8 protein-coding genes are annotated in these 11,632 nt (G+C 28.9%); all 8 read left to right on the top strand.

Going from position 1 to position 11,632, the window contains the following annotated elements; genetic code table 11:
- The first annotated feature begins 847 nt into the window (after positions 1 to 847).
- The gene (locus QYS49_RS04940; protein ID WP_308350602.1) at positions 848 to 1,282 is read left to right on the top strand and encodes a hypothetical protein; all 435 of its coding nucleotides are present in this window, start codon (positions 848 to 850) and stop codon (positions 1,280 to 1,282) included.
- Entirely contained in the window at positions 1,283 to 2,479 is a 1,197-nt protein-coding gene (locus QYS49_RS04935) for a hypothetical protein (RefSeq protein ID WP_308350601.1), read from the top strand. It begins immediately after the preceding gene.
- 18 nt (positions 2,480 to 2,497) lie between these two features.
- Positions 2,498 to 3,868, top strand: coding sequence for a capsular polysaccharide export protein, LipB/KpsS family (locus QYS49_RS04930; RefSeq protein ID WP_308350600.1), 1,371 nt, complete (start codon positions 2,498 to 2,500; stop codon positions 3,866 to 3,868).
- 472 nt (positions 3,869 to 4,340) lie between these two features.
- Complete coding sequence (locus QYS49_RS04925) at positions 4,341 to 5,570, top strand: O-antigen ligase family protein (protein ID WP_308350599.1); 1,230 nt, start codon at positions 4,341 to 4,343, stop codon at positions 5,568 to 5,570.
- On the top strand, positions 5,558 to 7,390 hold the full coding sequence (gene asnB / locus QYS49_RS04920) for an asparagine synthase (glutamine-hydrolyzing) (RefSeq protein WP_308350598.1): 1,833 nt from the start codon (positions 5,558 to 5,560) through the stop codon (positions 7,388 to 7,390). Before QYS49_RS04925 ends, asnB begins: the two co-directional genes overlap by 13 nt.
- A complete protein-coding gene (locus tag QYS49_RS04915) occupies positions 7,380 to 8,960 on the top strand; it encodes a heparinase II/III domain-containing protein (protein WP_308350597.1) in 1,581 nt (526 codons plus the stop codon). The genes asnB and QYS49_RS04915 overlap by 11 nt, the downstream gene beginning before the upstream one ends.
- Positions 8,961 to 10,172: a glycosyltransferase family 4 protein gene (locus tag QYS49_RS04910; RefSeq protein WP_308350596.1), complete on the top strand. Its 1,212-nt coding sequence runs from the start codon at positions 8,961 to 8,963 to the stop codon at positions 10,170 to 10,172. It abuts the gene before it with no gap.
- 141 nt (positions 10,173 to 10,313) lie between these two features.
- Positions 10,314 to 11,399 carry a glycosyltransferase family 4 protein gene (locus QYS49_RS04905; RefSeq protein WP_308350595.1) on the top strand — a complete coding sequence of 362 codons (1,086 nt, stop codon included), beginning with the start codon at positions 10,314 to 10,316 and terminating at the stop codon, positions 11,397 to 11,399.
- The last annotated feature ends 233 nt before the right edge of the window (positions 11,400 to 11,632 follow it).

The raw sequence follows: 11,632 nt of genomic DNA, 5'->3' as shown, positions 1-11,632 counted from the left end.
GAAATATGATAATTTCGTTTAGTCATTTTGGATCATTTTATTACCTTTTGAAACACTGCGTATAACTGATAGAAATTTAATCCATTTAGATTGAATTACATTAAAAAACATGAAAGCTTCAAATCTTGCAAAAAACGTTTTCAGATTCTACATATTGGTCATGCCAGTTTGGAATATATTAATTTACTATTTTAAAGTTGAATTCATAAAAACTCAACTTATTAAGTATTATCTGGTATCTCTATTATTATTTTTCACCTTATTTGTTATAAATGATTTACGCTATGGTAAGAAGTATAAACCGATAGTTATATATCTATTTTTCATACTTTTTCCCCTACCCATATTAATATTTTTTTTGAATTTTCAGGAGACTAATTTTTCGATTGTTCTCCCGCATTTTGTCGGATCACTTATCTTCTTCATCTTTTTCCTCCTTGGTACTAAGAAAATATTAGATATTTATGAGATAATAAACCACAAAAATTTTCAGCGATATTTTATGCTCTTAGTGTTTATCAGTTTACTGTTTTTTTTGATAAACCCATTCGGTAGAAACTATTACCTTTCAATGCAGTCTTTGTATTTATTTCCCTTTTTGGTTTATTTTTTAGTCGAAAAAAGAACAACTTATGTGATAATATTTTTACTATTTATCATACTTCATATGAAAAGAGCTATGATATTTATAGCACCGATACTCTTCGCACTGTATTATCTACGTAATTCAAAATTTTCTATAAAATCGTTAATACGGTTCACTGCCCTTGTTTTAATTCTTTTTTTTAGTTTTTTAGTTCTCCCAAATAAAATTACCAAGCCAGTAATAGCCAGAATAGAAAATGGTATGGAATCAATATCAAATATTTTAGATACTTCAAAAAATTATCAGCCAACTTCCTTAGGTGAAAAAGTACAAGAAATAGTTAGCTCTAAAGAACAGCTTATGAGCAGTTATTCTGATTATATCTTCGGGAACGGTTATGGATGGAGATACGAATTACCTAGCCTAGTAGGTAAAAGTTCAGAAAGGCATTATGTACATATTTCATTATGGTACTTTATATTATGTTATGGTATATTTGGATTGACATTCTTTCTCTTACTAGTTTTTAAAACTATTAAATTATATATATACAAGACCTCCTCGAAAATTCAGTTTTACGCTATTCTAGGAATATTTATAATCTTCGCTTCATTCTCCACCAATGATATGTTTGTTAATTTTTTACCTGGTGTAATTTTGGGGAATTTGTTTTCTATATATTTTACTAAAAATTAGATGATATTTCAAAAAGTCCTAAAACAGAAATACTCGCTTTTTGCAGCACTCATTCAGCCTTTAAAGATATTTCTAATTTTCAAATTTATCCCGTTTGAACAATCTGGTGAATTTGGATGGTTATTTGCAATTATATCAATTTTTGCAGGTTTTTCTCATTTGGGATGGGGTGATTCATTCGCGAAAAGTCTAATTGACGGTGAAGGTCATGAGAGAATAGCTCAGCATAGCATTACAATATTAAACATTTTCTTTATTGGAATATTTTTACTTCTTCCATTTTTGCTATTCCAAGATTACTCTCTTAGTCTAACAATTACTGTACTTGGAAGCTATTTTTTATTAAGTATTTTTCGAAATAATCTAAAAATAATAAGGTCCTGGGGTCTCACTAATGATTTCTTTGCTTTTGTGTTTCTCAGAAATTTAATGGATTTAATTATTCTTACTTTTATCTACTATTCTTTCTCTAAAATTAATATTAAAATAATTTTTGGGGTAGAATTGATCACTTGTTTCTTATTTGCAGCATATCTGTTTAGAACTTCAGCAATAAGAAGGGTTATTCCTACATTCGATTTTAAACAGATTCGGAAAGAGTTAATAACATTCTATAAATTTCCTTTATTTCTTTTAATTAATTCATTATTATCACTTGTATTACTTAACATCGAAAAAATTGTTGGTAAAGGAGTAATGTTTGAAAATCAATATAATTCATTTATCTTACTTTCAACCTTTATTAATATTGCCTATAGCGTACTAGCATTATTGCAAAACCTATATTACAAAGAACTACTAAGATCGAAAATTGATGCTGGAAGAAGTATCAAAAAACTATCAAAGCAGTTACTTTTGATCTTGTCATTCTCAGCTATTCCTGTATTCTTTGTATTAGATAAATTGCTCACGAATTTTTATTCTTCCTACACCTACAATACTCTAGATTTACTTTTTATTATTATAATTAGCAGTGTAATAATTCTAAACGTATTTGAAATGGCAGTCTATTACGGGAAGAACAACAAGCAGTTGGCGGTCATGAAAACCTCATATATTGTAGCATCTTTAGTGTTATTCGCTATCTTTGCGCTTTTTAAAATTAAATTAAGTTTAACAGAAATCTTAATAATCATTCTTATTTCCAAATTATTATACTTTTTTGGCTGTTTAAGATTATTTAATAAAGCTTTATAAAATCATAATTCTTCAAATATGAAAAACATATTAATATTCAAAAGACCTTTTCCTAGTTTTTTGAAATTTTCAGAATCATACAATGAATTAAGGGATATAAATCCCAAGTATATAAGTGATTTTAAGAATTTCGGAGATTTTCCAATAATGAATAGTGTCTACAGTAAGATTAAGAGATCAGACATCTCAGAAAAACTTTATGATATAAACTATTATGATATTATAAAGAGAGATCGATATATTAAACACATAGAAGAGAAAGAGGCTATCAGCTTAATTAATGGAGTTTGGGAATCTTTGGAAGAAATTATTTCTGAAAATTCCTTTGACGGTTTTATCGGTATGCCTATTGATAACTACATTTTACATTTATTATTCTTAAAATGTTTAGACCACGAGATCCCTGCTATATGTCCAACTTCCTCCCCTCTACCTGGCTATGTAAGGATTCGAAATCTTTACGAATCATATGATCTAAGAGAACCATCACTTGAGGAAGTTGAAAGCATTTATAAAGTACTAAGCGACCGTTATTTTAGACCAACATGGCTTAAAAAACCTAAAAAATTCCAAAAGCTTTTGTTTTTGTATTTTAAAGAAAGAGTAAAAAAAATAGTCTTTTCATATCGGAAATGGAAGAACTCAGATCCATATTCATTTCACTATAATTGTATTTACCCTATGCCAGGTGCAATAACAATCAAATCAATATCTGATGCTTTTGTTCGTAATCTATTTGAAAAGGATATTAATAAGATTAAAGCTATAACTGAAAAATATGAAAGTGTTGTTTATTTTCCTCTACAATTTGTACCAGAAAATACCATAAATTATGGAATTAAAGATCCAAATTTTTATCAGTATGAAAAAACGATAGAAACCGTAGTGAATGAATTACCAAATAATGTTCTAGTAATTTTCAAAGAACATCCAGACTTTTATGCCTACAGAAGAAAAGAATTTTACAAAAAAATTAAATCCTACAAAAACACCCTATTAATAGATCTTGCCTTTCCTACAAATGATATTCTTGAAATAAGTGATTTCGTGATAATAACTGGTTCTGCTTCAACAGGAATAGAAGCAATAATAAAAAATAAAACTGTGATTGCTCTGGGTGGTACTTATTATGATCCAGAATCAGAAGTTTCGCATAATATATTTAGTTATGAAAATCTATCGAGTATTAATAAACATCTTTATCACAAAGAAATCACAGAAACCCAGAAAAGATCTATGATTAAAAGAATTTTAGAAACTTCAGTAAAGGGTATTCTAGATTTTGAATTTAGGTATGAAAAAGACAATAAAAATCATGTTAATACAATTAAATCGTTTGTAGATCTGTTAGACCACGTAAAAGTAAAACAAGATCGTACTGTATTATAGTAAAGAAAGTAGTATAAATGACAAAATCTAAATAATGCCTTTAACCAATAAATTTGTTATAGTCAAAATTGTTAATATTAATAATAAGCAGAAAATGATGAGCCCAATTAATTGCCAGTACGTTTTATCAACTGTTAATTTCAATTACTAAAAATATAATTTAGGATACAAAAATCATTTTTATCAGACCTCTTTTAAAGCTAATGCAAAATGAACCAGTAATTTAAGAGTTTCAATATGTTTTAATAAAATTGAAATTTGTACACCATAATCAATAAAAGCTATAATTGAATCAAACAATGTATTTAAAAATAATGAGCCATAGCGATATTTATATATTTTTGTCTAATGATCTTTTTATTGCAGTTACTACAGCACAATGAAATTAGAATTCACAAAGAATTTTGAGTTGGTCATAGGTTCTTTTCAAGAAATTTAAACAAAATACTTCTACTCATCTTTTTTTAAACAAATGACTGTAATTCATAATCACTTTATTGAATTTTCAAAAAAATATAAAGGGAAAAAATTTGACCTTGGTATTCTTTTTTCTATTGGAATAATTTTATTTACTATGCCGTTAGTTTCTCATAAAGTAACATCAGCGGCATCAATTTTCGCAGCTATTCTATTTATTATCAAAGCTCTTAGGAACTCCCTTACAATTAAACAATTCTTAAAAAAAGATTATTACCCAATTGTTGCATATTTTCTATTGATGATAGTAGGACTAACTTATTCTTCTAATGTAGAGCTTGGATTATTTAATTTGGAGAAAAGCGCCTCATTAATTTTATTTCCCCTCTTATTTTCTAGCATACATTTAAATAATAAAACTAGAAACATTCTAATAAATACATTTATTTTAGGTGTTTTTACTGGAGCATTTATTTGTAATGTAAATCAAATCTTATTGTATTCAAACCCTTTTCATAATTTTTACATTCTTCTATTAGAGCCATTAGCAATGCACCCTACATATTTTTCTCTTTATTTAAATATGAGCATCGCAATGTTACTTTTAAAGATTTTTGATAAAATTTCTCCACTACAAATAGTTATTTATGCAGTTTTGATAATATATGCAATAATATTTGGTTTCTACGTTGGCTCTAAAATATTTATAGTTGGCTTGCTGATCACGTTTATTGCAATTTTAATACTCCAGTTGGGATTCAACTACAAAAGTATATCCCTTATTATTATTTCAATAAGTGTCATAATAATAGTAAGTTACAATGTCGATTTTTTTCAAAGAAGATTTTACATTCCTTTATTTAAGGTTTTTAAAGGAAATTACTATACATTTTTTTTTGAAAGGACTATTTCATGGTATTGCTCATTAGTTAAAATTTCTGAAAGCCCAGTTATCGGCTATGGAACAGGTTCTGTTCAAGAAGCCCTCACTGATTGTTATTTAGAAAATGGAAAAACATTTTATCATAATGCACATAATCAATATTTGTCAACTCTACTAGGCTACGGAATACCTGGATTATTAATTCTATTAAATATTTATTTAAAACCTATGTTTTTATATTTAAAAAAAATTCTTAACAAACCTCTTATATTATTTTCGATTATCATAGCTATTTATTCTTTAACTGAAGTTCTTTTAGGTTTGAATAAAGGAATTTTATTTATTAGTTTGTTTTATTGTTTATTAATGACTTTTAAGAAGGATATAAAATGTGCGGAATAGTTGGTTATTTTTCTCAAGACGAATATAAACCTGATCTTGATACAAGTTTAAATAGCATTGAACATAGAGGACCGGATGGAACAGGTGATTACTATTTCAATGAAAATAGTATTAACTGTGGGCTGGGTCACAAGAGATTAAGTATTATAGATATATCAGACGAAGCAAATCAGCCAATGTGGTCTGAATGCAAAAGATATGTAATCATTTTTAATGGTGAAATATATAATTATAAAGATCTAAGAACTCTCTATCCATATGATTATAAAACCACTTCTGATACAGAAGTCATATTAAATCTCTTTAAAAATGAGGGGGCTAAAATGCTCAGTAAACTAGAGGGCATGTTTTCATTTGCCATATTCGATACTCTAGAGAAGCAATTGTTTTTAGCTAGAGACCCATTGGGTATCAAACCATTATACTATTTCAATACTACAAATACCCTAATTTTTTCATCTGAATTAAAATCACTGTGGGAATTCGATATCGTAAAAAAAGAAATTGATGAAAATTGTATAAATGAATTCCTACTTAATGGCTTTCTTTATGAACCAGATACTGGGTTTAAAAATGTAAAAAAAGTTAAACCAGGGCATTATGTAGTTCTTTCGGAAAATCAACCAATGCAAGAAACTAGGTACTGGTCAGTTTTTGATTCAAAAGAGTTTGATAAAAATGAAACAACCTTTGATAGCATAGAAAAAAGCATTTTGCAACATACTGTAAGTGATGTTCCTGTAGGTCTTTTTTTTAGCGGTGGTATTGATTCGACCGTTATACTTAAAAGTTTAAAAGAAAATGTAACTCCTATTGTTTTTAAAAATAACAAAAAGGAAACTGAAAACGCTGGTTTTTCAGATGATTATTCATACGCAAAAATGATTTCTGAATTATGGAATAGAGAAATTAAAGAAGTTTCTTTTGATAAGGAAGAAATGGACTTCTTGACAAGCATCGATAAGTTAAGTAAAAATACAGAAGAACCTATATCGGATTACACTTTTATTGCATCACAAATTTTATCTAGAAAAGCTAGAGAGCTCGGCTTTAAAGTAATGCTTTCTGGCTTGGGTGCAGATGAATTATTTGCAGGATACCCAAGATATAAACTAGTAAAATATGCTAAATACTACAAATTAGTGAATTTTTTACCAGGTTTTATCTTAAAAAATAAGGCTTTTGAAAAAAAACTATCCAGATTTAGAAATTTCTTTACTCAAAAAGAGTTTGAGTTAAAATACACTCAATTAATAGGATATTTTTCATCACATGAAGTCAACAACTTAACAAGGAATTCACTTGGCACTTCAGAATTTGTTAAAAAGCTGAAAAATATAACAAATGAAATGCCCGATAATTCTACAGATTTGAAAAAAGCAATGTACCTAGATATCTTTGGCTTTTTGGCTCATAATTTCTCTGTTGCTGATAAATCTTCAATGCTTGAAAGTATAGAGTTAAGAGTGCCACTAGTAACTAAAGAATTATATGAGAAAATATTTCATTTACCTGATAAAAAACTCATAAATTTTAAAAATACAAAAATACTACTTAAAAATATTCTAAAAAAAGACCTGCCCGATCATATTATCAATAGAAAAAAAGCAGGATTTAATCCTCCACTGGACGCTAAAATTGAATCTTTAGGTTTTGAGAAGATAAAAACATTATTTCTTGATAATGGATTATTTAATTATTTAAATGAAAAAGAAATCATCCTTATTTTAAAAGAGCACTTTAACAAGAATGAAAACAATACCTATAAAATTTTTCAATTGATATATTTCAGTTTCTGGTTAAAAAATAATGATAAATAAATTTCACAAATACTTCTATACAATCTACTTTTTAAAGTTTATTCAAATATATTTTAGATTGTATTATTATTTTAGAAACAACCTATTTGGAAATAAATTTACTTTTCGGAAAGTTAAGAGAAACGATGTATCCATTAATATATTTGTTGATTTTCTATTCAGTAATAAAATAATTAAAGACAAATCAACATTCATTATTTTAAGTATTGAGAAACAATTTGATTCAGTAGATTGGAATTATTCCAATAATGGGAAATTGTGGTGCTATAACCTTAATTATTTCGACTTCTTACTACAAGATGACTTATCAAAAGACAATGGACTAACGCTAATTAATGATTACATTTCAAAAACAGAAACTCTTAAAGATGGACTAGAACCTTACCCAATTTCTTTAAGAAATATAAACTGGATTAAATTCATAGTCCTTCATAATATCAAAGACAATAAAATTGATTCCTTTATATTCTCATGCTATGTCCATTTAATAAAGAATTTAGAATATCATTTACTCGGAAACCATTTACTTGAAAACGCCTATTCATTATTTATTGGATCAGTTTACTTTAATGATGAAAAGCTGTTTATTAAAAGTAAAAAACTCCTAAAACAAGAATTAGAAGAACAAATACTGGATGATGGTGCTCATTTTGAGCTATCTCCTATGTATCATCATATTCTTTTCGAAAGATTACTGGATTGTATAAATTTTGCTAAATCTTCGAATGCTTTTAAAGACCATTTATTTTTAGATTTTCTAACTCAAAAAGCAGAATTAATGCTTGGTTGGTTGAAAGAGATGAAGATGAATAATGGTGAGATGCCACTTTTGAATGATTCAACTACTGGAATCGCTAAGTCTGGTAAAGAATTAATTAAATATGCTGAGAATTTAGGAGTAAAATCTAAGACTACAAACTTAGGTTCATGTGGTTACAGAAAATATATAAACCAAGATTGGGAATTAGTCGCTGATGCTGGAAAACCGGGTCCAAATTATATCCCAGGACACGCACATGCAGATATAGGTAATTTTATTTTATATTATGATAATAAACCATTTATAATAGATCCCGGTATTTCTACCTATGACAAAAATGAAAGAAGAAATTTAGAAAGGTCAACCGAATTTCATAATACAGTTGTTGTAAATGATCAAAATCAGTCTGATGTTTGGGGGGGGTTTAGATTAGGTAAACGAGCAAAAGTGAAAATATTGAAGGAATCGGCAAATCATTTAAAATTATCTCATAATGGCTACAAATCAATTTGTGGCGATCACATCAGAGAACTTCAGTTCTCTGAAACTAGCATTACAATTCAAGATATATTAACAAGAGACAATACAAAATCGAGTGCCACAGCATATTTCCATTTATCAAAAGAAATAGAAATTGTAGATAAGGGGACTGCCAAAATCTCTTTTAATAATGGTATTAAAATGAAATTCAAAAATGCTATTTCAATTGATATCGAAAAATATAATTGTCCAAAAGGCTTTAATAGTTATATTACATGTGATAAATTAGCGGTTCATTTTAATAAGTCACTTGAGACCAAAATTTTTTAAATGAAAATTCTATTCCTTACTGATAATTTTCCACCGGAAGTAAATGCCCCTGCTACAAGAACCTTTGAGCATTGTAAGGAGTGGGTAAAAGAAGGAATAGAGGTCACTGTGATAACTTGTAATCCTAATTTCCCACAGGGTAAAGTTTATGAGGGATATAAAAATAAAATAATTCCTCAAAGAGAACTAATTGAAGGGATAAAGGTAATTAGAGTATGGTCCTATATTACAAGAAATGAAGGCTTCTTCAAAAGGACGTTAGATTACATTAGCTATTCATTGTCAGCATTTATTGTAGGGCTATTTATAAAAACGGATTTAATTGTAGCTACATCCCCGCAATTTTTCACTGCAATTTCTGGCTTTTGGTTAGCATTTTTTAAAAGAAAAAAATGGGTTTTTGAGCTTCGTGATCTTTGGCCTGATTCTATTCGATCTGTTACATCAATGAACAGCCAATGGATTCTTAATCTATTAGAAAAAATAGAATTAAGATTATATAAAAATGCAAATCTGATTGTAGCTGTAACTGATGCATTCAAGAAAAATCTAATTCAACGCGGTATTGACGCTAAAAAAATAACTGTTATAACCAATGGCTGTAATTTAGAATTATTTAATCCGCAAGTGGATGCTTCTGACCTAAGGAGTAAATTAAATCTGCATGATAAAATTGTAGTTTCCTATATTGGGACACATGGTTTAGCTCATGATTTGGAGCTTTATGTTTCTAATCTTAATAAGATTGAGAATAATAACATTGAATTTTTATTTATTGGAGATGGTGCCAACAAAAAGCTTTTAGTTCAAAGAGCAAAAGAACTAAATTTAGACAATGTTCAATTCTTAGACCCAGTTCCTAAAAGTGAAATAGTAAAATATTGGGCTTTGGCAGATTTTGCTTTGATTCCTCTGAAACAGGACGATACCTTTAAAACCGTTATCCCTTCAAAAATATTTGAAGCGGCTGCAATGAGAAAACCTATTTTATTGGGTGTTGATGGGCAAGCAAGGGAAATAATGGAAGAATATGATGCTGGTTTATTTTTTGAACCTGGAAACTTTGATGATTTTAATGTAAAGCTTAATAGATTAATTGAAGAGCCGGAATTAAAAGATAAAATCAAAAATAATTGTTCAAAACTTGCTGAAGCTTACAATAGACAAACTTTAGCAAAGACAATGCTGGATCATTTAAAAGCATTAGTTTAAATATTGATTTTCTTTTACTTCTAAAATTATACTTAACTTTAGATAATTCCCTAAAACCATTTAAATTTGTTGATCTGTTAATGGCTGATGACCAAATTGATTGGGATAAAGCTAAAGTTGTAGATTTATCAAATTTTAAACATGCCCCAAACCCTAGCTAGTTTAATTACTTCATTTATATTAACCTTTTTGGTTACGCCATTGGTAATTAGCTTTTTTAAAAAGCGAAATATCGTGGATAAACCGGGAGGAAGGAAAATACACTTAGGTGATACACCCAGCATGGGGGGAATAGCCATATTTATAGGCGTCATGATAGCCTTGTTAATCTTCATGCCGCTTGTGGGCTTACAGCGCTTTAAGTTTTTCTTTGGCGCTATGGGCATTATGTTTATGGTGGGCTTAAGGGATGATTTAGTTCCTGTTCGTCCAATAGTAAAACTGGGAGCACAGTTCTTAGCTTCTTTTATGGTCATCTTCTTAATGGACATTACTTTAAAATCCTTTTATGGTTTATTGTCTATTGAGGAGGTTCCCTATATCATTAGCATAGTGGTAACACTGTTTACATTAATCGTGATTACTAATTCGTATAATCTAATAGATGGTCTGGATGGTTTAGCTAGTAGCATTGGTATAATTGCCTTTTTCTTTTTTGGTATTTATTTCTTTTTGGTAGGACAGACATATTTTTCTATGGTTTGCTTTGGGTTTATAGGTGCATTGATAGCCTTTTTGAATTTCAATTGGGAGCCCTCAAGAATTTTTATGGGAGATACCGGAGCGCTATTAATTGGTTTTGCCTTAGCTGTGATTACCATTAAGTTTATTGATTATAATCATTATTTGCCTGAAGAAACTCCGTTCAAATTAACGTCTTCAGTTGCAGTAGGGATTTCAATAATCATCATCCCACTTTTTGATACGCTCAGGGTATTTATCTCAAGAGCTATGAAAAAGAAATCTCCTTTCTCACCAGATAAGACGCACTTACACCATATTCTAATGCGATTGGGCTTTAGCCATTCTGGTACTACTTTAATTATGATCGCTACTAATATTGCCATTATATCAGTAGCCTTGGCTTTAGATTTTCTAGGGGACAATATTTTAGTACCAGTAATAGTAGGTCTATGTATTTTGTTAAGCTTAATGTTGGATGAAATATTAAAAGCTAATATCAGAAGGAAAAAGAAAGCTATTAGTAAAAGTTTTAGAAGGGACTAGCCACTTAGTTTGTCCCATATCTGCAGAAATCAATTTATTTTACTTTCATCATTCTTACTTTCTTTTTGCTTGAACAAAAAGAAACAAAAATTCAAGAAAGTTTAATGCTACTACCCCTCATGCCCACGCTGGCCCGCTAAACTTTCCTCCCTCCCGCCTTTCCGAGTTCGTCGGAAGTGGTTGTGTTATTTCTGTGGATATTAGTATCAAAACATTTGTATATTTTCCGTTTT

The organism is Marivirga salinae (assembly GCF_030503855.1).
Taxonomy (GTDB): Bacteria; Bacteroidota; Bacteroidia; order Cytophagales; family Cyclobacteriaceae; genus Marivirga; species Marivirga salinarum.
This window is presented reverse-complemented; position numbering and strand designations above follow the sequence as displayed.

Excerpts from the sequence above, each read along its gene's own strand:
- QYS49_RS04910 (WP_308350596.1), top strand. The coding sequence starts at position 8,961 with ATGAAAATTCTATTCCTTACTGATAATTTTCCACCGGAAGTAAATGCC.
- QYS49_RS04930 (WP_308350600.1), top strand. The coding sequence starts at position 2,498 with ATGAAAAACATATTAATATTCAAAAGACCTTTTCCTAGTTTTTTGAAA.
- QYS49_RS04905 (WP_308350595.1), top strand. The coding sequence starts at position 10,314 with ATGCCCCAAACCCTAGCTAGTTTAATTACTTCATTTATATTAACCTTT.
- QYS49_RS04935 (WP_308350601.1), top strand. The coding sequence starts at position 1,283 with ATGATATTTCAAAAAGTCCTAAAACAGAAATACTCGCTTTTTGCAGCA.
- QYS49_RS04925 (WP_308350599.1), top strand. The coding sequence starts at position 4,341 with ATGACTGTAATTCATAATCACTTTATTGAATTTTCAAAAAAATATAAA.
- asnB (WP_308350598.1), top strand. The coding sequence starts at position 5,558 with ATGTGCGGAATAGTTGGTTATTTTTCTCAAGACGAATATAAACCTGAT.
- QYS49_RS04940 (WP_308350602.1), top strand. The coding sequence starts at position 848 with ATGGAATCAATATCAAATATTTTAGATACTTCAAAAAATTATCAGCCA.
- QYS49_RS04915 (WP_308350597.1), top strand. The coding sequence starts at position 7,380 with ATGATAAATAAATTTCACAAATACTTCTATACAATCTACTTTTTAAAG.